Origin of the sequence: Streptomyces sp. NPDC021096, assembly GCF_040641275.1 — a bacterium.
Classification (GTDB): domain Bacteria; phylum Actinomycetota; class Actinomycetes; order Streptomycetales; family Streptomycetaceae; genus Streptomyces.
This window is the reverse complement of record NZ_JBFADG010000003.1, coordinates 302399-328598: the sequence shown is the minus strand read 5'-3', so window position 1 is coordinate 328598 and position 26200 is coordinate 302399. Positions and strand designations below refer to the sequence as shown.

20 protein-coding genes and 1 pseudogene are annotated in these 26200 nt (G+C 72.0%); 14 read left to right on the top strand and 7 right to left on the bottom strand.

Annotation, left to right across the window (positions count from 1 at the left end; all coding sequences use genetic code 11):
- The first annotated feature begins 7 nt into the window (after window positions 1-7).
- The 3 genes from AB0G59_RS07835 to groL all read left to right on the top strand — a co-directional run bounded on the left by AB0G59_RS07835 (window position 8) and on the right by groL (window position 3148).
- On the top strand, window positions 8-865 hold the full coding sequence (locus tag AB0G59_RS07835) for a polysaccharide deacetylase family protein (protein WP_360909151.1): 858 nt from the start codon (window positions 8-10) through the stop codon (window positions 863-865).
- Between the two features lie 212 nt (window positions 866-1077).
- Complete coding sequence (gene groES / locus AB0G59_RS07830; protein WP_071964505.1) at window positions 1078-1386, top strand: co-chaperone GroES; 309 nt, start codon at window positions 1078-1080, stop codon at window positions 1384-1386.
- Window positions 1387-1519: 133 nt separating this feature from the next.
- On the top strand, window positions 1520-3148 hold the full coding sequence (gene groL / locus AB0G59_RS07825) for a chaperonin GroEL (RefSeq protein WP_360909149.1): 1629 nt from the start codon (window positions 1520-1522) through the stop codon (window positions 3146-3148).
- A 95-nt stretch (window positions 3149-3243) separates the two neighbouring features.
- On the opposite strand, the gene AB0G59_RS07820 is transcribed toward groL, so the two are convergent.
- The 3 genes from AB0G59_RS07820 to AB0G59_RS07810 all read right to left on the bottom strand — a co-directional run bounded on the left by AB0G59_RS07820 (window position 3244) and on the right by AB0G59_RS07810 (window position 5554).
- Window positions 3244-3942, bottom strand: a complete 699-nt coding sequence (locus AB0G59_RS07820; RefSeq protein WP_360909147.1) for an ester cyclase — start codon at window positions 3940-3942, stop codon at window positions 3244-3246.
- Between the two features lie 77 nt (window positions 3943-4019).
- Entirely contained in the window at window positions 4020-4793 is a 774-nt protein-coding gene (locus tag AB0G59_RS07815; protein ID WP_360909145.1) for an SDR family oxidoreductase, read from the bottom strand.
- On the bottom strand, window positions 4790-5554 hold the full coding sequence (locus AB0G59_RS07810) for an MOSC domain-containing protein (protein WP_360909143.1): 765 nt from the start codon (window positions 5552-5554) through the stop codon (window positions 4790-4792). Before AB0G59_RS07810 ends, AB0G59_RS07815 begins: the two co-directional genes overlap by 4 nt.
- A gap of 83 nt (window positions 5555-5637) precedes the next feature.
- Here AB0G59_RS07810 and AB0G59_RS07805 point away from each other — a divergent pair, with 83 nt between their 5' ends.
- Window positions 5638-6549, top strand: a complete 912-nt coding sequence (locus tag AB0G59_RS07805; protein WP_360909141.1) for a LysR family transcriptional regulator — start codon at window positions 5638-5640, stop codon at window positions 6547-6549.
- 68 nt (window positions 6550-6617) lie between these two features.
- Here the strand turns inward: AB0G59_RS07805 and AB0G59_RS07800 are convergent, their stop codons facing one another.
- Window positions 6618-6944, bottom strand: a complete 327-nt coding sequence (locus tag AB0G59_RS07800; protein ID WP_071964502.1) for a WhiB family transcriptional regulator — start codon at window positions 6942-6944, stop codon at window positions 6618-6620.
- A 478-nt stretch (window positions 6945-7422) separates the two neighbouring features.
- On the opposite strand from AB0G59_RS07800, the gene AB0G59_RS07795 reads away from it, so the two are divergent.
- From AB0G59_RS07795 to AB0G59_RS07775, 5 genes are all read left to right on the top strand, one after another.
- On the top strand, window positions 7423-8034 hold the full coding sequence (locus AB0G59_RS07795; protein ID WP_003948568.1) for a response regulator transcription factor: 612 nt from the start codon (window positions 7423-7425) through the stop codon (window positions 8032-8034).
- A 308-nt stretch (window positions 8035-8342) separates the two neighbouring features.
- A complete protein-coding gene (locus tag AB0G59_RS07790; protein ID WP_206279852.1) occupies window positions 8343-8918 on the top strand; it encodes a sigma-70 family RNA polymerase sigma factor in 576 nt (191 codons plus the stop codon).
- Between the two features lie 152 nt (window positions 8919-9070).
- On the top strand, window positions 9071-10573 hold the full coding sequence (guaB, locus tag AB0G59_RS07785; RefSeq protein ID WP_360909138.1) for an IMP dehydrogenase: 1503 nt from the start codon (window positions 9071-9073) through the stop codon (window positions 10571-10573).
- A gap of 117 nt (window positions 10574-10690) precedes the next feature.
- Window positions 10691-11818 (top strand): GuaB3 family IMP dehydrogenase-related protein, encoded by a 1128-nt coding sequence (locus AB0G59_RS07780; protein WP_071964501.1) that lies wholly within the window; start codon window positions 10691-10693, stop codon window positions 11816-11818.
- A 122-nt stretch (window positions 11819-11940) separates the two neighbouring features.
- On the top strand, window positions 11941-13083 hold the full coding sequence (locus AB0G59_RS07775) for a rod shape-determining protein (RefSeq protein WP_360909136.1): 1143 nt from the start codon (window positions 11941-11943) through the stop codon (window positions 13081-13083).
- A 31-nt stretch (window positions 13084-13114) separates the two neighbouring features.
- On the opposite strand, the gene AB0G59_RS07770 is transcribed toward AB0G59_RS07775, so the two are convergent.
- Window positions 13115-14386 carry a nucleotide sugar dehydrogenase gene (locus AB0G59_RS07770; protein WP_360909134.1) on the bottom strand — a complete coding sequence of 424 codons (1272 nt, stop codon included), beginning with the start codon at window positions 14384-14386 and terminating at the stop codon, window positions 13115-13117.
- Window positions 14387-14707: 321 nt separating this feature from the next.
- Here AB0G59_RS07770 and AB0G59_RS07765 point away from each other — a divergent pair, with 321 nt between their 5' ends.
- Window positions 14708-16414 (top strand): glycerol-3-phosphate dehydrogenase/oxidase, encoded by a 1707-nt coding sequence (locus AB0G59_RS07765; RefSeq protein WP_360909132.1) that lies wholly within the window; start codon window positions 14708-14710, stop codon window positions 16412-16414.
- Between the two features lie 79 nt (window positions 16415-16493).
- Here the strand turns inward: AB0G59_RS07765 and AB0G59_RS07760 are convergent, their stop codons facing one another.
- The gene (locus AB0G59_RS07760) at window positions 16494-17624 is read right to left on the bottom strand and encodes a serine hydrolase domain-containing protein (RefSeq protein WP_360909130.1); all 1131 of its coding nucleotides are present in this window, start codon (window positions 17622-17624) and stop codon (window positions 16494-16496) included.
- Window positions 17625-17739: 115 nt separating this feature from the next.
- Here AB0G59_RS07760 and AB0G59_RS07755 point away from each other — a divergent pair.
- Both AB0G59_RS07755 and AB0G59_RS07750 read left to right on the top strand, forming a co-directional pair.
- Window positions 17740-19131 (top strand): annotated as a pseudogene (locus AB0G59_RS07755) (serine/threonine-protein kinase); the annotation flags it as partial.
- Between the two features lie 325 nt (window positions 19132-19456).
- Window positions 19457-22105: a protein kinase gene (locus tag AB0G59_RS07750; RefSeq protein WP_360909128.1), complete on the top strand. Its 2649-nt coding sequence runs from the start codon at window positions 19457-19459 to the stop codon at window positions 22103-22105.
- A 9-nt stretch (window positions 22106-22114) separates the two neighbouring features.
- On the opposite strand, the gene AB0G59_RS07745 is transcribed toward AB0G59_RS07750, so the two are convergent.
- Entirely contained in the window at window positions 22115-23695 is a 1581-nt protein-coding gene (locus AB0G59_RS07745; RefSeq protein ID WP_360909126.1) for an AMP-binding protein, read from the bottom strand.
- A gap of 131 nt (window positions 23696-23826) precedes the next feature.
- Between AB0G59_RS07745 and AB0G59_RS07740 the strand changes: the two genes are divergently transcribed.
- Entirely contained in the window at window positions 23827-25026 is a 1200-nt protein-coding gene (locus AB0G59_RS07740) for an amidohydrolase family protein (RefSeq protein ID WP_360909124.1), read from the top strand.
- 4 nt (window positions 25027-25030) lie between these two features.
- Entirely contained in the window at window positions 25031-26200 is a 1170-nt protein-coding gene (locus tag AB0G59_RS07735; protein ID WP_360909122.1) for an acyl-CoA dehydrogenase family protein, read from the top strand.

The window sequence follows — 26200 nt, the reverse complement described above, 5'->3', positions numbered from 1 at the left end:
CGTCCGCGTGAGCCCGTCTGTTTCCGGCCGCCTCCGCGCCGCCGCCCTCGCCTCCGCCGCCATGCTGCTGACCGGAGTTCTCGCCGGGTGCTCCGGCTCGTCCTCCGACGCCCCGAAGGCCTCGCAGAAGCCCGGCCGGTCCGGCACGGCCGCGCCCTCCGCCTCCGCCGCGCCCGACGACGCGTACCGCCGCTGGGGACTGGACAAGCCGCTCGCCGCACCGCCCGCGCCCCCCGCCGCGAAGCTGCTCCAGGACGCCGGGACGGGCGCGGCGCCCAAGGTCGTACGGCGGATACCGACCCAGGACAAGGTCGTCTTCGTGACCATCGACGACGGGGCCGAGAAGGATCCCCAGTTCCTGAAGATGGCCGAGGAGCTGAAGCTGCCGTTCACGATGTTCCTGACGGACAGCATCTCCCGCGCGGGCAGCGGCTACGGCTACTTCGACCGGCTGCGCGCCCTCGGCAACGGCGTCGACAACCACACCCTGACCCACCCCAATCTGCGCACCCTGTCCGCCGACGCCCAGCGGCGCGAGATATGCGGACAGCAGGACGCCCTGGAGAAGCGTTTCGGCACCCGGCCCGCGCTCTTCCGGCCGCCCTACGGCAACTACAACGACGCCACCCTCGCCGCGGCGGGGTCCTGCGGGGTGCGGGCCCTCGTGCTGTGGGAGGTGACGATGCAGATCAACGACATGCGCTACGCCCAGAGCGACAAGCTGCGCCCCGGCGACATCGTCCTCGCCCACTTCCGCGGGCCGCAGGAGCTCAAGGGCACCTCGATGACCAGGATGGTCACCAACATGCTGCGCAGCATCCAGGCCCAGGGGTACACGGTCGCGCGACTGGAGGACTACCTCTGACCCGGCGGGGGTAGGCACGGTGCGCCGCGCGATGAATTGGCACTCCGCTTGACCGAGTGCTAACCGCGTCATAGTCTCGGCTCCGTTGGCACTCTCCACCGGTGAGTGCCAAACACGGCGACGGGCAGATCCGGCACCCGCGACGACGGATCCACCAGGTCGCCACCTCAGACAGTTAACCCCGTGAGATCTCCGAAGGGGGAGGTCGGATCGTGACGACCGCCAGCTCCAAGGTTGCCATCAAGCCGCTCGAGGACCGCATCGTGGTCCAGCCGCTCGACGCCGAGCAGACCACGGCCTCCGGCCTGGTCATCCCGGACACCGCCAAGGAGAAGCCCCAGGAGGGCGTCGTCCTGGCCGTGGGCCCGGGCCGTTTCGAGGACGGCAAGCGCGTCGAGCTCGACGTGCAGGTCGGTGACGTCGTGCTCTACAGCAAGTACGGCGGCACCGAGGTGAAGTACAACGGCGAGGAGTACCTCGTCCTCTCGGCTCGCGACGTCCTCGCGATCGTCGAGAAGTAATTCACCCCAGGCTTTCGAGCCCGAGGCTTTCGAGCTTTCGAAGCTTTTGATCTGCGCCCCTGGTTCCCGTGCCTGCTAGCCGGGCGCCCGGGGCGCAGTTCGTTTGAGAGATACGGCGAAGGATACGTAACCCATGGCCAAGACCCTGAAGTTCGACGAGGACGCCCGTCGCGCCCTTGAGCGCGGCGTCAACAAGCTCGCCGACACCGTGAAGGTGACGATCGGTCCCAAGGGCCGCAACGTCGTCATCGACAAGAAGTTCGGCGCCCCCACCATCACCAACGACGGTGTGACCATCGCGCGCGAGGTCGAGCTCGACGACCCGTACGAGAACCTGGGCGCCCAGCTCGTCAAGGAGGTGGCGACCAAGACCAACGACATCGCGGGTGACGGCACCACCACCGCGACCGTGCTGGCCCAGGCGCTGGTCCGCGAGGGTCTGCGCAACGTCGCCGCCGGCGCCTCCCCGGCCTCCCTGAAGAAGGGCATCGACGCCGCGGTCAAGGCCATCTCCGACGACCTGCTGGCGACCGCCCGCCCGATCGCCGACAAGGCCGACATCGCCGCCGTCGCCGCGCTCTCCGCGCAGGACAAGCAGGTCGGCGAGCTCATCGCCGAGGCGATGGACAAGGTCGGCAAGGACGGCGTCATCACCGTCGAGGAGTCCAACACCTTCGGCCTGGAGCTCGACTTCACCGAGGGCATGGCCTTCGACAAGGGTTACCTCTCGCCGTACATGGTCACCGACCAGGAGCGTATGGAGGCCGTCCTCGACGACCCGTACATCCTGATCCACCAGGGCAAGATCGCCTCGATCCAGGACCTGCTGCCCCTGCTGGAGAAGATCATCCAGGGCGGTGGCTCCAAGCCGCTGCTGATCATCGCCGAGGACGTCGAGGGCGAGGCGCTCTCCACCCTCGTCGTCAACAAGATCCGCGGCACGTTCAACGCCGTGGCCGTCAAGGCCCCCGGCTTCGGCGACCGCCGCAAGGCGATGCTCGGCGACATGGCCACCCTCACCGGTGCCACCGTCATCGCCGAGGAGGTCGGCCTCAAGCTCGACCAGGCCGGTCTGGACGTGCTGGGCTCCGCCCGCCGCGTGACGATCACCAAGGACGACACCACCATCGTCGACGGTGGCGGCAACCACGAGGACGTCGTCGGCCGCGTCGCCCAGATCAAGGCCGAGATCGAGTCCACCGACTCGGACTGGGACCGCGAGAAGCTCCAGGAGCGCCTCGCCAAGCTCGCCGGTGGCGTCTGCGTCATCCGCGTGGGTGCGGCCACCGAGGTCGAGCTCAAGGAGAAGAAGCACCGTCTGGAGGACGCCATCTCCGCGACCCGCGCCGCGGTCGAGGAGGGCATCGTCTCCGGTGGTGGCTCCGCTCTCGTCCACGCCGCCAAGGTGCTGGAGGGCGGCCTGGGCAAGTCCGGCGACGAGGCCACCGGTGTCGCGGTCGTCCGCCGCGCCGTCGTCGAGCCGCTGCGCTGGATCGCCGAGAACGCCGGCCTCGAGGGCTACGTCATCACCTCGAAGGTCGCCGAGCTCGACAAGGGCCAGGGCTTCAACGCCGCGACCGGCGAGTACGGCGACCTGGTGAAGGCCGGCGTCATCGACCCGGTCAAGGTCACCCGCTCCGCCCTGGAGAACGCCGCGTCCATCGCCTCCCTGCTGCTCACGACCGAGACCCTGGTCGTCGAGAAGAAGGAAGAGGAGTCCGCCGAGGCCGGTCACGGCCACGGTCACGGCCACGCGCACTGACGCACCCCGTACGACGGCCCGGCCCGGTCTCCCCGCGAGGGGAGACCGGGCCGCGGCCGTTCAGGGCTCCGGCCACGGACCCGCCGTGGATTCCGCTACGCGTCCACCGCGCCCAGCTGGCGCAGCAGCCCCAGCAGGTCCTCGTTCCACCAGCCCTCGCAGATCTTCCCGTCCTCGAAGCGCCAGACCGTCGTGCCCTTCATCGAGACCTCCTGGCCCGTCGGCTGCAGGCCCATGAAGTCGCCCTGATGGACGCCCCGCCAGGTCCACAGGACGCAGACCTGGTCGCCCTCGGCCAGCACGCTCTCGAGGGTGAAGGTGAAGTCGAAGGCGGCGCGCCAGCCGGTGACGTCCTGCTTGATGACGTCGGAACCGACCGTGGTCTCCTCCGCCTTGGCGATGTCGTGGTCGCGGTAGTCGGCGGTGAAGAGCTCGTCGACGAGGTCCAGATCGCCGCCCACCGCCACCTCTTCGTAGAAGCGGCGGACCGTCGCCTTGTTCAGCTGCTCGTCGCGGACCACGTCCAGGTCGGTGAAGGACGGCATCCCGTCGCAGAGCGCGACCATCTCCTCGAAGATCCTGTTGGTCTCCGGGAGGTTCGAGTTCTCCATCGCCTTGGCGTAGGAGGGGAACTCGATGATCTCCACATAGTGCTCGTCGTCCGTGTGGTCGCGGCCGACGATCGAGTGGGTGGCGGTGCGCTTGCCCTCGGTGGCGGCGACCCAGTCGTCCATGAGCCGGTTCATGTCGTCGTACCGGCGCGTCTTGCAGTCGATCACTTGTACGAATGTCATGGCGCCTCCCGGGTGATATGTCCAGGCTAGTCCTGAATCGGCCCACCCGAGAGGCGCGCTACGGCGTCGGCCAGGGCTCAGTTCGGCCCGTACCGGCGGCCCGTCGTCGCGCTCGCGCGCGAGACCGCCCGGCGCGGGGCCAGCTTCATCAGGCCCGTCAGCGCCTTGTACCGGGGATCCGGGATCGACAGCGACTTGCCGCGCGCCAGGTCCTTCAGCGCGGCCTCCACCAGCTTGTCCGCGTCCAGCCACATCCAGCCGGGCACGTTGTCCACGCCCATGCCGGCCCGCTGGTGGAACTCCGTCCGTACGAAGCCGGGGCACAGCGCCATCAGCCGCACCCCGCTCCCCGCCAGGTCCCGCGCGGCACCCTGGGTGAACTGCACCACCCACGCCTTGCTCGCCCCGTACGTCCCACGGGGGACGAACGCCGCCACCGACGCGACGTTGACCACCCCGCCGCGTCTGCGCTCGCGCATGCTCGCCGTCGCGGCCGAGGTCAGCCGCAGCACCGCCTCGATGTGCACCTTCAGCATCATCAGCTCGTCGGCCATCGGAACCTCGAGGTAACGGCCCTTGTTGCCGAAGCCCGCGTTGTTGACCAGCAGGTCCACCGGGTTCTTGCGGTCCGAGAGCCGGGCCTCGACCGTGGCGATGCCGCTCTCCTCGGAGAGGTCCGCGCGGAGCACCTCCACCTCCACCCGGTGGCGGTCGTGGAGTTCGGTCGCCTGCTCGCTCAGCCGCTTCTCGTCGCGGGCCACGATGACCAGATTGTGTCCATCGGCCGCCAGCCGCCGTGCGAAGGCCGCGCCGATGCCGGCCGTGGCTCCCGTGATCAGTGCAGTCGTCATACAGGAACGTTAGTGCTCCGCACCCCGTCCTGGCTGCCGTCCCCGGCCTCTCGCCGCCCCTGCGGGCGCCCCTCGGACGCTTCCTGACGCTCCCTGTACGCGAGGGCCTTCGCCCGCGTCTCCGGGTGCAGCGCGTCCCCGGCGGCCAGCACGCCGGGCAGCAGGGCCCGTTCGGTCGTCAGGGCACGGAAGACCTGGGAGACGCTCACGTCGTGGGCCGGGCGGTGGACGACGGTGACGGCATCTCCCGCGCGGATCCGCCCGGGCTCGATGACACGCAGGTACGCACCGGGCGCCGCCTCCTGGGTGAACCGGCGTATCCAGCCGCTCTCGCCCAGCCAGTCGGCGAACGTACGGCAGGGGATGCGCGGCGCGGTGACCTCCAGCAGCAGATCCGTACCTATGCGCCAACGCTCGCCGATGCGCGCGCCGTTGACGTCGATGCCGCTCGTGGTGAGGTTCTCCCCGAACGCGCCGTCCGGCAGCCGGCGGCCCAGCTCCCGCTCCCAGCCGTCGAGGTCCTCGCGGGCGAACGCGTACACCGCCTGGTCGTCCCCGCCGTGGTGACGCAGGGAGACCACCGCGTCCCCGGCGAGGCCGCTGCCCGCCGTGCCCTTCGGGCCCGGGGCCGCCACCTCGACGGGCCCCTCCACCGGGCGCTTGTCGATGCCGCTCTCCAGGCCCTCCGCGAAGGCGCCGGGGAAGCCGGGACGGTCGTCGGCGGTACGGGGGCGGCCCACATTCACGGAGATCAGGTGCATGGGCACCAAGAGTAAGCGGGCGTGGCTCAAAGGAGCCAGCCAATATTCATCATCCGCCCCAAGGTGGGCTTATGCTCGGTTCTATGATCGAGGCTCGTCATCTGAGGGTGCTGCGTGCGGTGGCCGCCACCGGTTCGTTCTCGGCCGCGGCGCGCGACCTGGGCTGCACCCAGCCCGCCGTCAGCCAGCAGATGAAGGCCCTGGAGCAGTCGACGGGCACCCCCCTGCTGATCCGTACGGGCCGTGAGATGCGCCTGACCGAGGCGGGCGAGGCCCTCGTGCGGCACGCGACGGGCATCCTGGCCGGCCTGACCGCCGCCGAGGAGGAGATCGCGGCGATCGCGGGCCTGCGGGCCGGGCGGGTGCGGCTGGTGTCCTTCCCCAGCGGCAGCTCCACCCTGGTGCCCTCCGCGCTCGCCGAGATGCGGGCCGCGCACCCGGGCACCCGTGTCTCCCTCGTCGAGGCGGAGCCGCCGCGCTCGGTGGAGATGCTCCGCGCGGGCGACTGCGAGATCGCGCTGGCCTTCCGCTACCCCGACGTGCGCGGCGCCGACCCCGCCGCGGGCGCCGAGTGGGACGACCTCGTCGTACGACCGCTGCTGACCGACCGCCTCATCGGCGTGGTGCCCGAGGGGCACCGGCTCGCCGGCGCGGAGCGGATCGGGATCGCCGAGCTGGAGCGCGAGCCCTGGATCGCGGGCTGTCCGCGCTGCCGGCGGCACCTGGTGGAGGTCTGCGAGAGCGCGGGCTTCACCCCGCGCATCGACTTCGCGACGGACGACTACCCGGCCGTGTTCGGGCTGGTCGGGGCCGGGCTCGGGGTCGCCGTGATGCCCGAGCTGGCGCTGGAGTCGGTGCGCCCCAAGGGCGCGCGTACGGTGCCCGTCGAGCCGGTCGTGCAGCGCGAGATCGTGGCCCTCACGCTGCCGGATCTGGCCCGGGTCCCGGCGGTCGCGGCCATGCTGGACCGGCTGGTGGAGGCGGGGCGCCGCTGAGCGCCGCCGGCTGAGCGGGCCCCGCTCAGCTGAAACGTTTCACCACTCCCGTGGTGCGCCCCGGGCGTTCAGGCGGTCATCGCGCCGGCGCCCGCGCTGCTCGCCGTGATGGACCGATGCCGCGCGCGCCCCATGAGCTCCTCGCGCTCGTCCTCGGTCAGGCCGCCCCACACGCCGTAGGGCTCCCGTACCGCCAGCGCGTGCGCGGCGCACTCGGCGCGCACCGGGCAGCGCATGCACACCTCCTTCGCGGAGGTCTCACGGGCGCTGCGGGCCGCGCCCCGCTCGCCCTCGGGATGGAAGAACAGCGAACTGTCGACCCCTCGGCACGCCGCCAGGAGCTGCCAGTCCCACAGGTCGGCGTTGGGACCGGGAAGGCGGGAGAAATCTGCCATTGCTTATCCCCTCGAGACGATCTGTCGAAGCGATGTGTCGATGTGACCTGTCGAAGCAATCTGCCGGAGTGCCCGGATCGATCCGATCCGGAGTGATCCGTTGCAGTACCCGTCCATAGCTCTGCCATGCATCTGTCGTGTGAGCAGATGAAAATATGACTCATTGCGAATCTAGCCACAGACACCAGCAAATGGGAAGAAAAACAGGCCCGACTGGGCAAATGGGGCATAGCTTGGCTGGTGGGCAGGGCGCCCCCTGTGCGCCCTGCTCCGTGTCCGCGCCCTCACGTAGAGTGCCGAACACGGCCGACCGAGCCCGTAACTCTTTCGGGTGACCGTCGTTGAGAGTGCGGAGGCGGTTGACGCATGAAGCAGTCGGGCGGGTGGCAGGTGCCCGGGCGTCGTCAATCGCACAGGTGACGATCAGTACCAGCCTCTGGAGGCTCAAGGTGACGCGCATCAGCTGCGGAGGGCGGCCATGACATCCGTCCTCGTCTGCGACGACTCCCCGCTTGCCCGAGAAGCGCTCCGTCGCGCGGTGGCGACCGTGCCCGGCGTCGAGCGCGTGACCACGGCGGCCAACGGCGAGGAAGTCCTCCGCCGCTGGGGCGCCGATCGTTCGGACCTCATTCTGATGGACGTACGCATGCCCGGACTGGGCGGCGTGGAGACGGTCCGCCGGCTGCTCTCCGCGGACCCCGGCGCCCGCATCATCATGCTCACGGTGGCCGAGGACCTCGACGGTGTCGCGCTCGCGGTCGCCGCCGGGGCGCGCGGCTATCTCCACAAGGACGCCTCGCGGGCCGAGCTGCGCGCCACCGTGACCCAGGCGCTCGCCGACCCGACCTGGCGGCTCGCCCCGCGGCGGCTGCGCTCGGCGGAGATGGGCGCGGCGCCCACGCTCACCGCGCGCGAGATCCAGGTGCTCGAGGGCATGAGCCACGGCCGCTCCAACGCCGAGATCGGCCGTGAGCTGTTCCTCTCGGAGGACACGGTCAAGACCCACGCCCGCCGGCTCTTCAAGAAGCTGGGCGCCTCGGACCGGGCGCACGCGGTGGCGCTCGGCTTCCGCTGGGGCCTGGTCCGCTAGGGCGGCGGCGGGCAGTTCCGGACGGTAGTTGCCGTGCGTCGACGCGGGGGACTGACGTACCCCGCCCGCCGGGGAGCGGGCGGGGCGGGCCGCTGTGGCCGCCCGCCCGGGAGCCGCCGTTTCCCGGCCCGCTGCACGTTTCCCGCGCGCTGCCGCATCCTTGGAGTATGGAGTTCCTCGGGGACGGCTCGGGCAGGCGTGATGGGAAGGTGCGGGAGATGACCGCCGGCGCACCCGCTCATAACGCTTCGGTGCACAACTACGGATGCGGTGCCACGGACAATCCGGCGTCAAGGCACCATGGACCGATGCGCGACGACGACACCACAGCTATTGGCGCGCTCGTCGCCCGCGCGGTGGAGGGTGACCGGCAGGCCACCCACGACCTGCTCGCCCTGGTGCACCCGCTCGCGCTGCGCTACTGCCGCACGCGCCTGTCGCGGCTGCCGGGCGACGCCCGGCACTTCGTGGACGACCTCGCACAGGAGGTCTGCCTCGCGGTGCTGTGCGCCCTGCCGCGCTACCGCGACACCGGGCGCCCCTTCGAGGCCTTCGTCGTGGCCATCGCCGCGCACAAGGTCGCCGATCTCCAGCGGGCCGCCATGCGGCACCCGGGCAGCACGGCCGTGCCCTCCGACGAGATGCCCGAGCAGCCGGACGACTCCCTCGGGCCGGAGGAGCGGGCGCTGCTCAGCAGTGACGCGGAGTGGGCCAAGAAGCTGCTCGCCAACCTTCCGGAGAACCAGCGCGAGCTGGTTCTGCTGCGGGTCGCCGTGGGGCTGACGGCCGAGGAGACGGGGCAGATGCTCGGCATGTCGCCGGGCGCCGTGCGCGTCGCCCAGCATCGTGCGCTCAGCCGGCTCCGTGCCCTCGCGGAGCAGTGAGCGGGCGGCGCGGGGCGGACCGGGCGGCGATCCTCGGACGTATTCATACGAACCTCCAAGTGACGCGAGCCTCAGTGCTCGTGGAATGGGACACCCGTGACGGCCGTTAGCATGGGAGTCCTCGCCGGTGCAAGACCATTTGGGAAGGTGTCATGACTGACAACGTCGACGGAATGCCCGGGAAATTCGCGATGCTCGGTCTGACATACGACGACGTCCTGCTGCTGCCGGGCGCCTCCGAGGTCCTGCCGAACGCCGTGGACACCTCCTCCCGCGTCTCGCGGAACGTACGGGTCAACATCCCGCTGCTGTCCGCCGCCATGGACAAGGTCACCGAGGCGCGCATGGCCATCGCCATGGCCCGCCAGGGCGGCGCGGGCGTGCTGCACCGCAACCTCTCCATCGAGGACCAGGCCAACCAGGTCGACCTGGTCAAGCGCTCCGAGTCCGGCATGGTCTCGGACCCGATCACGGTCCGCCCGGACGCCACGCTGGCCGAGGCCGACGCCCTGTGCGCCAAGTTCCGCATCAGCGGTGTGCCGGTCACCGACCCCGCGGGCAAGCTGCTCGGCATCGTCACCAACCGTGACATGGCCTTCGAGCTGGACCGCAGCCGCCAGGTGCGCGAGATCATGACCCCGATGCCGCTGGTGACGGGCAAGGTCGGCATCTCCGGCGAGGACGCCATCGAGCTGCTGCGCCGCCACAAGATCGAGAAGCTGCCGCTGGTGGACGACGCCGGCGTCCTCAAGGGCCTCATCACGGTCAAGGACTTCGTCAAGGCCGAGAAGTACCCCAACGCCGCCAAGGACTCCGAGGGCCGCCTGGTCGTCGGCGCCGCGGTGGGCGTCGGCGCCGAGGCCTTCGAGCGCGCCCAGGCGCTCGTCGAGGCCGGTGCGGACTTCCTGGTCGTCGACAGCGCCCACGGCCACAGCCGCGGCATCCTCGACATGATCTCCAAGGTCAAGTCCAACATCAACGTCGACGTCGTCGGCGGCAACGTCGCCACCCGCGAGGGCGCCCAGGCCCTGATCGACGCCGGCGTGGACGGCGTCAAGGTCGGCGTCGGCCCCGGCTCGATCTGCACCACCCGCGTCGTCGCCGGCATCGGCGTCCCGCAGGTCACCGCGATCTACGAGGCCGCCCAGGCCTGCCACGCCGCCGGCGTGCCGCTGATCGGCGACGGCGGTCTGCAGTACTCCGGCGACATCGCCAAGGCGATCGCCGCCGGTGCCGACACGGTGATGCTCGGCTCGCTGCTCGCGGGCTGCGAGGAGTCGCCGGGCGAGATGGTCTTCATCAACGGCAAGCAGTTCAAGTCGTACCGCGGCATGGGCTCGCTCGGCGCGATGCAGTCGCGCGGACAGGCCCGCTCCTTCTCCAAGGACCGCTACTTCCAGGACAACGTCCTCTCCGAGGACAAGCTCGTGCCCGAGGGCATCGAGGGCCAGGTGCCCTACCGCGGCCCGCTGGCCTCGGTCGCCCACCAGCTCATCGGCGGTCTGCGGGCCTCCATGGGCTACGTCGGCTCGGCGGACGTCCAGGAGCTCAAGGACAAGGGCCGCTTCGTGCGGATCACGTCGGCGGGTCTCAAGGAGAGCCACCCGCACGACATTCAGATGACGGTCGAAGCGCCGAACTACTCCCGCCGGTAGTAGTCGGAGCTTCGCACAGCGCCACCCGAGCCCGCGACCGAAAGGCCGCGGGCTCCGCCGCGTCGGGGATACTGGATGCGGCAGACGGAGCGCCAAGGAAAGTGAAAGGCCACACACGTGACTGAGATCGAGATCGGGCGCGGCAAGCGCGGCCGCCGGGCGTACGCCTTCGACGACATCGCCGTCGTCCCGAGTCGCCGTACCCGCGACCCGAAGGAGGTCTCGATCGCCTGGCAGATCGACGCCTACCGCTTCGAGCTGCCGTTCCTGGCCGCCCCGATGGACTCGGTCGTCTCGCCCGAGACCGCCATCCGCATCGGTGAGCTGGGCGGCCTCGGCGTGCTCAACCTCGAGGGCCTGTGGACCCGCTACGAGGACCCGGAGCCGCTGCTCGCCGAGATCGCCGAGCTGGACGAGACCGCCGCGACCAAGCGTCTGCAGGAGGTCTACGCCGAGCCGATCAAGGAAGAGCTGATCGGGCAGCGCATCAAGGAGGTCCGCGACTCCGGTGTCGTGACCGCCGCCGCGCTCTCCCCGCAGCGCACCGCGCAGTTCTCCAAGGCCGTCGTCGACGCCGGCGTGGACATCTTCGTGATCCGCGGCACGACCGTCTCCGCCGAGCACGTCTCGGGCGCCGCCGAGCCGCTGAACCTCAAGCAGTTCATCTACGAGCTCGACGTGCCGGTCATCGTCGGCGGCTGCGCCACCTACACGGCCGCCCTGCACCTGATGCGCACGGGCGCCGCGGGTGTCCTCGTCGGCTTCGGCGGCGGCGCCGCGCACACCACCCGCAACGTCCTGGGCATCCAGGTCCCGATGGCCACCGCCGTCGCCGACGTCGCCGCCGCCCGCCGCGACTACATGGACGAGTCCGGCGGCCGCTACGTCCACGTCATCGCCGACGGCGGCGTGGGCTGGTCCGGCGACCTGCCGAAGGCCATCGCCTGCGGTGCCGACGCCGTGATGATGGGCTCCCCGCTCGCCCGCGCCACCGACGCGCCGGGCCGTGGCTTCCACTGGGGCATGGAGGCCGTCCACGAGGACGTGCCGCGCGGCAAGCGCATGAACCTGGGCACGGTCGGCTCCACCGAGGAGATCCTCACCGGTCCCTCGCACACCCCGGACGGCTCGATGAACATGTTCGGCGCCCTGCGCCGTGCGATGGCCACCACGGGCTACAGCGACCTGAAGGAGTTCCAGCGGGTCGAGGTGACGGTCGCGCCGTCGCAGCACGACAACCGCTGACCCCTCGTCGGCTCGAAGGCCCGGACCGCCACGGCGGTCCGGGCCTTTCGCATGTGCCTGTCGGTTCTCTCAGCCCTGTTAGCGCCGTATAAACATTCGATCGTAGGGAATACTGGCGACTTATGGCGCAAAGCAAGTCGTTCAGCGGCAGGGACATGGGTATCGACCTCGGCACCGCGAACACGCTGGTGTACGTACGGGGGAAGGGAGTGGTGCTCAACGAACCTTCGGTCGTCGCCGTCAACGCCGAGGACGGCAGCGTGCTGTCGGTCGGCTTCGAGGCCAAGGAGACCATCGGGCGCACCCCCTCGACCATCGTCGCCATCCGCCCCCTGCGCGATGGCGTCATAGCCGACTTCGAGATAGCCGAGCGGATGCTGCGGCACTTCATCAAGAAGGTGATGGGCAACCGTCTCTTCTCCCGGCCGCGCGTCGTGGTGTGCGTGCCGTCCGGCATCACGGGCGTCGAGCGACGGGCCGTCATCGAGGCCGCCTCCTCCGCCGGTGCCCGTCAGGTGCACCTGGTCGAGGAGCCTATGGCGGCGGCGATCGGCGCGGGCCTGCCGGTCAGCGAGCCCACCGGCTGCATGGTCGTCGACATCGGCGGCGGCACCACCGAGGTCGCGGTGATCTCGCTGGGCGGCATCGTCACCGCCCGCTCGGTGCGTACGGCGGGCGACGCGATGGACGCGGCGATCATGTCGTACATCAAGAAGAAGTACGCCCTCGCGATCGGTGAGCGCACCGCCGAGGAGATCAAGATGAGCATCGGCTCCGCCTCGCCGGGGGGCTACTGGTCGGAGGCGGGGCTCGCTGCCCTCGCCCGCCGGGTGGCCGAGCAGGACGAGGCGGCCGGCGATCCGGAGGAGACCCAGGGCCTGCGGCCCGGGGACCGCTGCACCATCCGCGGCCGGGACCAGGTCAGCGGTCTGCCCAAGACGCTGGAGTTGACGGCCGACGAGATCCGGCACGCGCTGTCGGAGCCGGTGGACGCGATCGTCATGGCCGTGCGGCAGACCCTGGACGAGACGCCGCCGGAGCTGTCGGGCGACATCATGGACCGCGGCATCGTGCTGACGGGCGGCGGCGCGCTGCTGCGCGGGCTGGACGTGCGGCTGAGCTCGGAGCTCGACATCCCGGTGCTCATCGCGGACGACCCGCTGGACTGTGTGGCCGTCGGCACCGGGCGCTGCGTGGAGAACTTCGCCTCCCTGCGCACCGTGCTGGACGCGCAGCCGCGGCTGCTGTCGACCGGGCGGCTCTAGGGCCCGTGGGGTGGGTGCGGGAAGCGGTGCGCTAGAGACGGTGCGCCGCTCCCGCCGGGCTCGCCCCGCGGGTGTCCAGCAGCAGCTGGGCCTTGACCGAGAGCCCCTGCAGGTCGTACTTGCGGTGGTGCTGGAGAAGCACCGTCAGATCCGCGGCGGCCGCGGCCTCGTGGGGGCAGTCGGCGCGGGGCACGGGGTGGCCCAGGACGCGCCACTGGGGGACGTAGGGGTCGTGGTACGTGAGCTGGGCGCCCATCTCCATCAGCCGGGAGGCGATCTCGCGGGCGGGTGAGCCCTCCTGGTCGCCCAGGTCGGGCTTGTAGCTGACGCCCAGCAGCAGCACGCGGGCGCCGCGTGCCGACTTGCCGTGTTCGTTGAGGAGCGCGGCGCAGCGCTGGATGACGTAGCGCGGCATCCGTCCGTTGACCTCCTGCGCCAGTTCCACCATGCGCAGCGGATAGCCGAGGCTGCGGCCCTTGTAGGAGAGGTAGTTGGGGTCGATGGGCACCCCGTGGCCGCCCACGCCCGGTCCCGGGCGGAAGGCCTGGAAGCCGAACGGTTTGGTCTCGGCACAGCGCACGACGTCCCAGAGGTCGACGCCGATGTCGTGGCAGAAGACCGCCATCTCGTTGGCGAGCGCGATGTTGACGTGCCGGTAGTTGGTCTCCAGGACCTTGACCGCCTCCGCCTCGCGGGGGCCCCGGGCGCGGACGACCCGTTCGCAGACGCGCCCGTAGAAGGCGGCCGCGGCCTCGGTGCAGGCGGGGGTGAGGCCGCCGATGACCTTCGGGGTGTTGGCGTAGGCGTGCTGGCGGTTGCCGGGGTCGAAGCGGCTGGGGGAGTAGGCGAGGTGGAAGTCCTGCCCGGCGCGCAGTCCGGAGCCCGATTCGAGGAGGGGGCGCAGGAACTCCTCCGTGGTGCCGGGGTAGACGGCGGACTCCAGCAGCACCGTGGTGTGCGGGCGGAGCCGGGGCGCGAGGGTGCGGGCGGCCTCGGCGATGGCGCTCAGGTCCAGGGCCCGGTCCTCGCCCAACCGGGTGGGGGCGCAGATCACGGCCGTACGGACCCGGCCGAGCTCGGCGTCCTCGGTCGTGGCGCGGAAGCCGGCGGAGAGCATGCGGCGGATCCCGGCGGCGGTGAGACAGCCGTCGGCGCCCTCGGAGGGCAGCCGCCCGGCGCGCAGGTCGGCGATGGTGCGCGGGTCGGGGTCGTAGCCGACGGTGGGGATGGCGGCGGCGGTGGCGGCCTGGGCGAGGGGGAGCCCGAGGTGGCCGAGGCCGATGACGGCGAGATCTGCGGGCATGACGGGATGCGGTCCTTCCCGGAGGGGATTCCGGCGGGGATCGGCCGTTACATCAGGTTAGGCGGATATATGACTGATATCCGGTATTGCCTCGGCGTGGCCTGCCTTCCGGCGGGGCCCCGGTGGGCTCCGGCGCGGCCGAAGCGGCGGATCTGGGGCAGCATCGAAGGGGAACGGGTGCCCGCCCGGCGCGGCACCGGTACGGCGTAGGGCGCGACGCCGGTGCGGTGCGGGCACGGCCGGGCGGGAAGGGACCGGCGGCACACCGGCGACAGTGGTTCACCGGCAACGGCGGCGAGAGCGGCCAGGCGGGAGGCAGTGGTGAGGACAGCGACACTCGGGCCGGCCGAGCGCGGAGCGGCGCTCGCCCGGATGGCGGAGCGGGAACTGGACATCCTGGTGGTCGGCGGCGGAGTGGTCGGCGCGGGCACCGCGCTGGACGCGGCCACGCGCGGGCTGGCGACCGGGCTCGTCGAGGCGCGGGACTGGGCGGCCGGCACGTCCAGCCGGTCCAGCAAGCTCATCCACGGCGGGCTGCGCTATCTGGAGATGCTCGACTTCGCCCTGGTGCGCGAGGCCCTCAAGGAGCGCGGGCTGCTGCTGGAACGGCTCGCCCCGCACCTGGTGAAGCCGGTGCCCTTCCTCTATCCGCTGCAGCACAGAGGCTGGGAGCGCCTCTACGCCGGCTCCGGCGTGGCCCTCTACGACGCCATGTCCGTCTCCTCCGGCCACGGCCGCGGCCTGCCCACGCACCGTCACCTCACCCGCAAGAGGGCGCTGCGCGTCGCGCCCTGCCTGCGCAAGGACGCGCTGATCGGCGCCCTGCAGTACTACGACGCCCAGATGGACGACGCCCGCTACGTCACCACCCTCGTGCGCACCGCCGCCGCCTACGGCGCGGACGTCGCCAACCGGGCCCGCGTCGTCGGCTTCCTGCGCGAGGGCGAGCGCGTGGTCGGCGCCCGGGTGCGCGACCTCGAACAGGGCGGCGAGTTCGAGGTCCGGGCCCGGCAGGTCGTCAACGCCACGGGGGTGTGGACGGACGACACCCAACAGCTCATCGCCGAGCGCGGCCAGTTCCACGTACGGGCCTCGAAGGGCATCCACCTGGTCGTGCCGAAGGACCGCATCCACTCCACGACCGGGCTGATCCTGCGCACCGAGAAGAGCGTGCTCTTCGTGATCCCCTGGGGCAGGCACTGGATCATCGGCACCACGGACACGGACTGGGACCTGGACAAGGCCCACCCGGCCGCGTCCAGCGCGGACATCGACTATCTGCTGGAGCACGTCAACTCCGTGCTCGCGGTGCCGCTCACGCGCGACGACGTCCAGGGCGTGTACGCCGGGCTGCGCCCGCTGCTGGCCGGCGAGTCGGACGCCACCAGCAAGCTCTCCCGCGAGCACACCGTGGCGCACCCGGTGCCGGGGCTGGTGGTCGTGGCGGGCGGCAAGTACACCACGTACCGGGTGATGGCGAAGGACGCGGTGGACGAGGCGGTGCACGGCCTCTCCCAGCGCGTGGCCGAGTGCGTGACGGAGGACGTGCCGCTGGTGGGCGCGGAGGGCTACCGTGCGCTGTGGAACGGGCGGGCGCAGATCGCCCTGCGCACGGGACTGCACGTGGCGCGTGTCGAACACCTGCTCAACCGGTACGGCTCGCTGGTGGACGAGGTGCTCTCCTACGTCACCGCCGATCCGGCGATGGGCGAGCCGCTGGCCGGCGCGGAGGACTATCTGCGGGCGGAGGTCGTCTACGCCGCCTCGCACGAGGGCGCGCGCCATCTGGACGACGTGCTCACGCGGCGCACCCGGATCTCGATCGAGACCTTCGACCGGGGCACGCGCAGCGCCCGTGAGGCCGCCGCGCTGATCGCGCCCGTACTGGGCTGGGACCCGGCGCAGGTCGACAAGGAGGTCGAGCACTACGAGAAGCGCGTGGAGGCGGAGCGCGAGTCCCAGCGGCAGCCCGACGACCTGACGGCGGACGCGGCGCGGCTGGGAGCGCCGGAGATCCAGCCGATCTGACCGTGACGACGACCGGTACGACGGGACTGGTAGGACGGGACTGGTACGACGACCGGATCGCCGGGTCGGTATCGCCGGGTCAGTCGCAGAACTCCTCGCGCAGGAGTCTGGCTTCCGTCTGCGGCGGGAGGCGGGAGTCGCTGTTGACGCGGTAGCTGACCAGGTGCCGGCCGTCGGCGGTGGCGAGCGTCTGGACGTACGAGCCGTTGATCTCGCCGTTGTGGCCCCACACCGTGCGGCGGCAGGGCAGCCGTACGGGGAACACGCCCATGCCGTAGCGGCCTCCGGTGGCCCGGGTGTCCAGCATGGCGCGCAGCTGGGACGGGGGCAGCAGCGCTCCCGAGAGCAGGGCCTGGAAGAAGTGGTTGAGGTCGGGGAGGGTGGAGATCATCTCGCCGGCCGCGCCGGCGGCGGACGGGTTGAGCTCGGTGACGTCGCCGGCGGGGCCCGGCCCTGACGCGCTGTAGGCCCGGCCGTGCGGGGAGGGCAGCGTGGTGCGGGTGCCGGGGAAGCTGGTGCCGGACAGGCGCAACGGGGCGATGACGCGGCGGAGGGCCTCGACGGCGTAGGAGTGGCCCGTGACCTGACGGATGACCATGCCGAGCAGGAGGTAGTCGGTGTTGGAGTAGCGGTAGCGCGCCCCGGGCGGCGCGTACGGCGGGTGCGCGAGGGCGGTCCGTACCAGCGCCTCCGGGGAGTGGGACACGAAGCGGTGGGCGGCGAAGCCCCGGCCGAAGAAGTCGCGGCGGAAGGTCCCGTCGTCGGTGTAGGAGAACAGGCCGCTGGTGTGGGTGAGGAGTTGGCGGACCGTGACGGAACGGCCGTACCGGGCCCGCGCCAGGGTGGCCGCGGTGCCCGGCGGCAGGTGCTCGGTGACCGGATCGTCCACGTTCAGCCGGTGTTCGGCCGCCAGCTGGAGGGTGACCGTGGCGACGACCGTCTTGGTGACACTCCCGGCCCGGAAACGGTCCGTGAGCCCGATGCCGCGCCCGGTCCGCAGGTCCGACACGCCGGCCGCGGCGAACCGGACCTCCCCATGAGCATCTTGTGACAGCTCGGCGGCACCGGGAACCGTCCGTCGCGAAACCAGGTCCTGTAGAGGGGAGCGGGTGGCGACGCCGCCGCATCCCGAGGTCACCGACGCCGCTACGGCGCAGCTCAGCGCGGCTATGGTCGCGGTGAGGCGCGGGAAGGCGGCGCACGTCGGCATGCGCCCATCATCCATGGCCTCTCGGACCCTGGCCTTCCGCTGGTCTGCGGATGAGAGACAATGGTCGCTCTGCCAGGGTCGGTTGGTCGCAGAGCTGATTGCCATGAGGGGACGCATGTCGGAGGCGGAGCAGACGCAGGGCACGACAGGGCGCCTCCTCGCCGGGCGCTACCGCCTCGGGGATGTCCTCGGGCGCGGTGGCATGGGCACGGTCCACCGGGCGACGGACGAGACGCTGGGCCGTGTGGTCGCGGTGAAGGAGCTGCGCTTCCCGGCCAACATCGACGAGGACGAGAAGCGCCGCCTGATCACGCGGACGCTGCGTGAGGCGAAGGCCATCGCCCGCATCCGCAGCGCCGGTGCGGTCACGGTCTACGACGTCGTGCACGAGGACGACCGTCCGTGGATCGTCATGGAGCTCATCGAGGGCCGCTCGCTGGCCGACGTCATCCGCGAGGACGGGCCGCTGAAGTGGCGCAGAGCCGCCGAGGTCGGCGTGGCCGTCCTCGACGTCCTGAGCGCCGCCCACCGCGAGGGCATCCTGCACCGCGACGTGAAGCCGTCCAACGTGCTCATCGCGGACGACGGCCGCGTCGTCCTGACCGACTTCGGCATCGCCCAGGTCGAGGGCGACCCGTCGGTCACCTCGACGGGCATGCTCGTCGGCGCCCCCTCGTACATATCCCCCGAGCGGGCGCGGGGCCAGAAGCCCGGCCCCCCTGCGGACCTGTGGTCCCTGGGCGGCCTGCTCTACGCCGCCGTCGAGGGCGCCCCTCCGTACGACAAGGGGTCGGCCATAGCGACCCTCACGGCCGTCATGACCGAGCCCCTCGGGCCGCCGCGGAACGCCGGTCCGCTGGAGGGCGTCATGTACGGGCTGCTCGCCAAGGACCCGCAGAAGCGGCTCGACGAGGCCGGTGCGCGGGCCCTGCTGACGAACGCCGTCAACGCCCCGGACGAGCGGCTGCCCCAGCCGCCCGCGCCCACCCCGGACCTGGACGCGACCCAGGCGCTCGCCATCCCGTCGATACCCGAGAAGCCGACCCGCCCGGCGCCGTCGGCCGCCTCTTCCCCGTCTTCTTCGTCCTCTTCGTCCAAGGCGAAGAGGAGCGGCTACGGCTACGGCGGCCGGTCGTCGTCCTCGGACGCCGCGGCGTCCTCGTCCTCCTCGCGCTCCTCCGCTTCGGCGGCTTCGGCCAGGGGCTCGCGTGCGGGCGACGGCCGTTCGGCCACGCAGCGGACGCCGGGTGCCTTCAGGCCCCTGCGGGACGACACCCCGGGGTCGGCCACCGCTCAGTCGGACGTCTCCGCGCAGCAGGTGAAGCTGCGGGTGGGCAGTGTCGCCGCCAACGCCCGGGGCCGCGCCGGTTCGCGGACCGGCACCTACGGCCGGGCGTCCATCACGGACGTCGTGCCGCGCCGCGTGCTGCTCATCGCGGCGGTCGTCGTCGTCCTGGCCGTCATCGGCACCGTGCTCGCCCTGTCCCTGGGCGGCGACGAGAAGGACGGCAAGAGCGGTTCGTCCCCTTCGCACAAGAAGGCCGAGGTCGTGAGCACGTCCGTCTTCGACGCCCCGGACGGCTTTCCCCGCGCACACTGACGCGAACGGCGCGCGCCGGACCGGCCCGCGCTCCACTTCAGGTGCATAACGGGCGGCGTGCTGGGGACGTACTGAGCCGTACGGGCCCGAAGGGGCGGGTTCGGCACGTATCGTGAGTCGTCGTGGACGGTAAGCAACCGCAATAAGCAGTCGAACGACCGGCTTTGATGGTTGTTCGGGGCAATGGTGCTGCATCGCACGATGGGTCGGATCGCACGATTGGGGAGGCGTCGTGGACGACTACGCGGGCCGGGTGCTCGCCGACCGTTACCGCCTGCCGTTGCCCCCGTCGGACGCCTTCGAGCTCGTGGAGACCCGGGCCTTCGACACGTACAGCGGCCAGGAGGTCCTGGTCCGTCAGATCCCGCTGCCGGAGGTCGTGGACGCCGAGGTCCTGGGCGACGACGCGGCGCGGGGAGCCGTCGCCGGATCCGGGGCGGGGTCCGGGGCCGGGAGCGCGTCCGGGAGCGGGGCGGCGGGCGGGTCCGCCGCGGGTGGCAGAGCCATGGGCGGTGGCGCGGGGCGTACGGGCCAGGGCGCCGGCGACCCGGCCGTGCGGCGTGCGCTGGTGGCCGCGACGGCCGCCGCGCAGGTGCCCGACCACCCCCGGCTCGACCAGGTCTTCCACGTCTTCGCCGAGGCGGGCAGCCTCTGGATCGTCAGCGAACTCGTCTCCGCCCGCCCGCTCGCCGCGCTCCTCGCCGAGCGCACCCTCTCCCCCCACCGTGCCGCCGAGGTGGCCGCGGACGTCCTCACCGCCCTGCGCGCCCTCCACTCCCAGGGCTGGACCCACCGCAACATCACCGCCCGCACGGTCCTCATCTGCGACGACGGCCGCGCCATCCTCACGGGCCTGGCCGCCGGCGCGGCGGAGGAGGCGCTGTGCGGATACGACCCGGTGCCCGCGGCTCCGGGGGCTTCGGGTGCTTCGGGAGGCGCTGGGGCTCCGGGGGCTCCTGGGGCTTCGGGCGCGGGGCATGTTCCCGGGCCACGGGCTGCGGGTGGCGGCGCCGGTGCCACCGGTGCTGCCGGCGGCCCTGCGGCGCGGGGGGCCGGCGTGCCGGCACAGGGCGGTCCCGCGTACCGCGACCAGGGCCCCGCGGGCGGGTTCGTACGCCCGGACACCGCCGGCGCGACCGAGCAGAGCGGAACGCGGAACCCGAGAGCGGTGCGGTCCGGGGCGATCGCCGCCTACCACGCGGCCGCCCGTGCCGCCGCCGCGCGCGTGGCGGCCGACGCCAAACCCCGCCCCCCGGCCGGGGCGTCCACCTGGGGCGGCGGCAGCGCCGCCAGCGGCACCGCACCGGCGCCCGGCTCCACTCCGCCGTGGAGCGCGGACGCCCTGATGACCGGCGCCGCCCCGGGCCGTGCGGCGGGCCAGGGCGCTGCCGCACCGCAGAGCGCTCCCCCCGCCCAGGGCGAGCGGAAGGCCGACGCCGGCACGGCGCCCGCGGCCGGCGACCCCTCGGGCGGCTGGGCGCAGACGGGCGGCCCCGGCAGCGCCGTCGCCGCCGAACGCGCCCGGCAGGCCCGCATGGTCGTGGTGGGCGCCGTCACCGAGCGCTGGGCCCCCGAGCAGGCCTGGCCCGTGCAGGAGAACTGGCAGCTCGCACCCCCCGTGGGCCCCGCGGCCGACCTGTGGGCGCTGGGTGCGCTGCTCTTCCGCGTGGTGCAGGGGCACGCCCCCTACCCGGAGGACAGCACGGCCGAGCTGGTCCAGGTCGTCTGCGCCGAACCGCCCGCCTACGCCGAGGAATGCGGCGCGCTGCGGCCCGTCGTCGAATCGCTGATGCGCAAGGACCCGACCGAGCGCCCGGAATTCGAGGAGCTCCGCGGCTGGCTGCGCTCACTGATCCGGTCCGCGCCGGAGCCGGACATCGGCAGCCGTACGGTCACCGTGCCCTCGATCGGGGCCCCCGCCCCTGCCGACCCGCGCCGGCTGCCCGTCATCCGCCGGCGCGGCGAACTGGTCCGCCGCCGTCGCGCCCGCACCTCCGCCTCCTCCGCCGCGTTCGCCGAACCGGCGGCGGCAGTCGGCCATGGGCGGCACAAGAAGCCGGTCAGGGAACGCGGCAGGGCGCCCCAGGCCCATGAGCAGACCGGCTTCCACAGCACGGGACATCTGCAGGAGCAGCGCGTCGCCACGGCGCCCGCCCCGCAGCGCCTGGGCCGACTGCTCCTCGGTCTGATCCTGCTCGCCCTGATCGGGGCCGTGCTGTACGCCCTGCTGTTCATGCCGGGCGCGGAGGAGAGCGCCGGCCGGACGCCGTCGGACCGTACGGGCTCCGCGGGGGCGCTGAGCGCGGCACCCAACAACCCGGGCTCCAACGGCAGGGTGGGCCAGACCGCCGCCACCGGCGCGCAGACCGACCGGGTGGAGGAGCGCGGCGATGCCAGGGGGGACGGCAAGGGTGACGCGAAGGGCGACGCCAAGGGGTTCGTCTCCCGCAAGGACGCCAAGGGCTTCACTGTCGCCGTCGCCGAGGACTGGCAGCGCCGCGGCGAGAACGACCGCGGCCAGGTCGTCTACGTCGGCGGCGACTACGAACTGATCGTGGTCCCGGGCCGCGACAAGACCGCGGAGTTCGGTAGCGACCCGATGGCCTACCAGCAGGACAAGGAGCCCGAACTGGCCTCGTACCGCACCTCCTCCTGGTCGGGCGCCTCCGGCCTGCGCCGCACCGACGTCGGCGGTACGGCGACGGCGGAGGGCACGTTCCACTGGAACGACAGCAGCGGTCGCCAGCTGTATGTCCGCAACGCGGCGATGATCCTCGGCGGTCGCTACCACCTCATCCAGGTGCGCGGTCCGATGAACGAACAGCGCTCGGTGGACCGCTTCTTCGAGCAGGCCACGGCCACCTACCGGACGCACGGCTGAGCCGGCTGATCAGTCGGAGAAGCGTTCGCGCAGCTTGTACTTCAGTACCTTGCGGAGCGTGTCATTGCGCGGCAGCGCGTCGACCAGCTCCAGCTGCTCGGGCAGTTTGTGCACGGCCAGTCCCGCGTTCCGCAGATGGGCCGTCACGGTGTCAAGGGTCAGTGCCACGGCTCCGGCGGGCTGCTGGACCACCGCGCACACCCGCTCCCCGCGGGCGGCGTCGGGGAGGCCGATGACGGCCGCGTCCTCGACACCCGGGTGCCCGTAGAGCAGCTGTTCGATCTCCTGCGCGGAGATGTTCTCTCCCTTGCGGATGATGACGTCCTTCATGCGCCCGGTGAGCACCAGATAGCCGTCCTCGGTGAGATGGCCGAGGTCGCCGGTGATGAGGAAGCCGTCCGTGTCGAACGCCTCGGCGGTCTGGGCCGGGTCGAGGTAGCCCCGGCACACCGCTTCGCCGCGCAGCCGTATCTCCCCGTCCGTGCCGGCCGGGACGGGCCGGCCGTCCGCTCCCACGACGCGTATCTCCATGCCCGCCGCGGGTCTGCCCTCGGTGCCGGCCAGCTTCTCCTGCGGATCCTCCGGAGACCCCATGGTGATCATGGGCGCCTCGGTCATGCCGTAGCCGTGGGTGAGCCGGCACCCCAGTTCCTGGACGACCTCGTAGTAGAGCTCTGGCGGCTTGGGCGCTCCGCCGCCCGCCATGAGCCGGAGCGCCGGGAGGAGCCTGCGGGCGGGGTCCTTGCGCTGCTCGGCGAGGAACATCGCGTAGAAGGCGGTGGACCCGCCCGCGACGGTCACGCCGTGCCGCCGGTAGGCCTCGAGCGAACCCGGCAGCGTGAAGTGCTCCAGGAGCACCGCCGGGAAGCCGCACAGCAGGGCCATCACGGTGTAGTCGGGCCCGGCCACGTGCGCGTACGGGAAGGCCATGGAGCCGACGTCGCCGGGCGTCAGGCCGAGCGCCTCGGCGAGGCACGCACCGGCGGCGATGAGGCTGCGGTCGGTGTGCAGGGCGCCCTTGGGGTCGGACGTCGTGCCGGACGTCCAGTAGACCCAGCGCACGGCCGTGCCGTCGGCCGGTGCGGGCGGAAGTCCGGCGGGATCCCCCTCCGGAAGGGCGTCGTACGCCGGGAACACCAGGGGCGGGTGGGGCAGGGTCCGGGCGAGTCGATGGGCCATGGCGGTGTGGTCGAAGCCCCGCCAGACGCCCGGTACGGCGAAGAACCCGGCCTCGGTGGCCCGCAGCACGTGGCCGACTTCGCGGTCGCGGTAGTGGGGGATCAGGGGTGTCTGGACGGCCCCCAGGCGGGCCAGGGCGAGGGCCAGGACGACGGTCTCGATGCGGGTGGGCAGCTGCCAGGCGACCCGGCTGCCGGGCCGGACGCCGAGGGTGTGCAGCCAGGCGGCCACCCGCTCGGCCCGTCCGTGCAGCTCGGCGAAGGTCACCCGGCGGTCGGCGCCGCCCGGCCCGGCGGGTTCGTCGGCCTGGATGAGCGCGGGGGAGTCCGGTGTGAGGGCCGCCCGGCGTTCGAGGAGCTCCCACAGGGTGCGCGAGCGGGCCGGTTCCCCGGAGACGGTGGCGGGCTGCATGGCGGTCCCCCTGCAAGCTGACGATGTGTCATGTGCTGCGGGAGCGTAGGCCCGGCGTGCTTGTCGGTCCAGGGGGCCGGGGCTAGCCTCCTCAATGAACTGACGGGTCGTCAGAATAGCGAGGGAGCCCCATGGACCTGCCGCGCATCGTCAGTGTCGACGACCACGTGATCGAGCCCGCCCACCTCTTCGAGACCTGGCTGCCCGCCAAGTACCGCGACCGCGGCCCCCGCCCCCTGACCACCGGCATCGGCGAGCTGGCGTACGTCGGCGGGAAGTACCGCATCACCATGGATCCGGACGGCCCGCCCGCCGACTGGTGGATCTACGAGGACCTGCGGTTCCCGTACAAGCGCAACATCGCGGCGGTCGGCTTCCACCGGGACGACATGACCCTGGAGGGCATCACCCGGGCCGAGATGCGCCGCGGCTGCTGGGACCCGGCCGCGCGCCTGAAGGACATGGACCTCAATCACGTCGAGGCCTCCCTGTGCTTCCCGACGTTCCCCCGGTTCTGCGGACAGACCTTCGCGGAGGCGCACGACAAGGAGGTCGCCCTCGCCTGTGTGCGGGCCTACAACGACTGGATGGTCGAGGAGTGGTGCGGCGACAGCGGCGGCCGGCTGATCCCGCTGTGCATCATCCCGCTCTGGGACATCGACCTCGCCGTAGCGGAGATCGAGCGCAACGCCGCGCGCGGGGTACGGGCCATGACCTTCAGCGAGCTGCCCACCCACCTGGGCCTGCCCAGCATCCACACCGGCTACTGGGACCCCCTCTTCGCCGTCTGCCAGGACACGCGGACGGTCGTCAACATGCACATCGGCTCCTCCTCGCAGATGCCCGCCGCCTCTCCCGACGCCCCACCCGCCGTCCAGGCGACCCTGTCCTTCAACAACGCCATGGCCTCGATGTCGGACTTCCTCTTCAGCGGCGTCCTCGTACGCTTCCCCCGCCTCACCCTCGCCTACAGCGAGGGGCAGATGGGCTGGATCCCGTACGCCCTGGAACGCGCGGACGACGTCTGGCGGGAGCACCGTGCCTGGGGCGGGGTGCGCGACGTCATCCCCGAACCGCCCTCCACCTACTACTACCGGCAGATCTTCTGCTGCTTCTTCCGCGACAAACACGGCATCGCCTCACTCGATGCGGTGGGCCGCGACAACGCCACCTTCGAGACCGACTACCCGCACGTGGACTCCACCTTCCCCCACACCAAGCGCGTCGCCCTCGAGCATGTGCGGGGCCTGGACGACGAGACCACCTACAAGCTCATGCGCGGCAACGCCATCCGGATGCTCGGCCTGGACCTCGACGACCCGGCCGCGTGACCCCATGGACCTCAGCAGCACCACGGAAGAGGACGACTTCCGGCACCGGTTGCGCTCGTGGCTGCACGAGACGCTGCCCAGCCTGCCCGACAAGCCGGCCGCGACGGACTGGCCCGCCCGCCGCGCCTATGACTGCGCCTGGCAACGGGCGCTGTACGACGCCGGATACGCCGGCCTGCACTGGCCCGCCGACGCCGGCGGGAGGGGCGCCACGCCCACCCAGCACCTGATCTTCCTGGAGGAGACCGAGCTGGCGGGCGCGCCGTACGTGGGCGCCAACTTCGTCGGCCTGCTGCACGCCGGCCCCACCATCGCGGCGGAGGGCACGGCCGCCCAGCGCGCCCGCTGGCTGCCGCCGATCCTGCGCGGCGAGGAGGTGTGGTGCCAGGGCTTCTCCGAACCCGAGGCGGGCTCCGACCTCGCTTCCTTGCGCACCCGCGCGGTCCGTGACGGCGACGTGTACGTCGTCACCGGCAGCAAGATCTGGACGTCGCACGCCGAGGTCGCCGACTGGTGCGAGCTGCTCGTGCGTACCGACCCCTCGGTCCCCGGCCACCGCGGGATCTCCTGGCTGGCCATGCCGATGGACGCGCCCGGAGTGAGCGTCCACCCCCTGCGGACCCTCGCGGGATCCACGGAGTTCGCCGAGGTGTTCCTCGACGGCGTGCGGGTGCCGGTCGGCAACCGTGTGGGCGCCGAGAACGACGGCTGGCGCGTCACCATGGTCACCCTCTCCTACGAGCGCGGCACCGCGTTCGCCGGAGAGGTCGCCGCCTGCCGCCGCACCCTGGCCCGGCTGGCCCGGGCCGCACGGGAGAACGGCCGGTGGGACGACGCCGTCCTGCGCCGCCGCCTCGGGCACCTGAACGCCGTGTTCGGGGCCCTGTGGCGCCTCGTCCAGTGGAATGCGAGCGAAGCCGAGGCCTCACTCCGCTCGGGAGGCGACGGCGTGCCGGGCGTCGGCGGGTCGGTCTTCAAATTGCGCTATTCCCAGGCACGGCAGGAGCTGTACGACGCTGCCGCCGAGATCCTCGGCCCTCTGGCCCTGGACGCCGATCACGAGTGGACCGCCGAGCGCCTGTCGTCCCTCGCGTACACCATCGCCGCGGGCACCTCCCAGATCCAGCACAACATCATCGCCGAGCGCATCCTCGGCCTGCCCCGGGGACGGTGA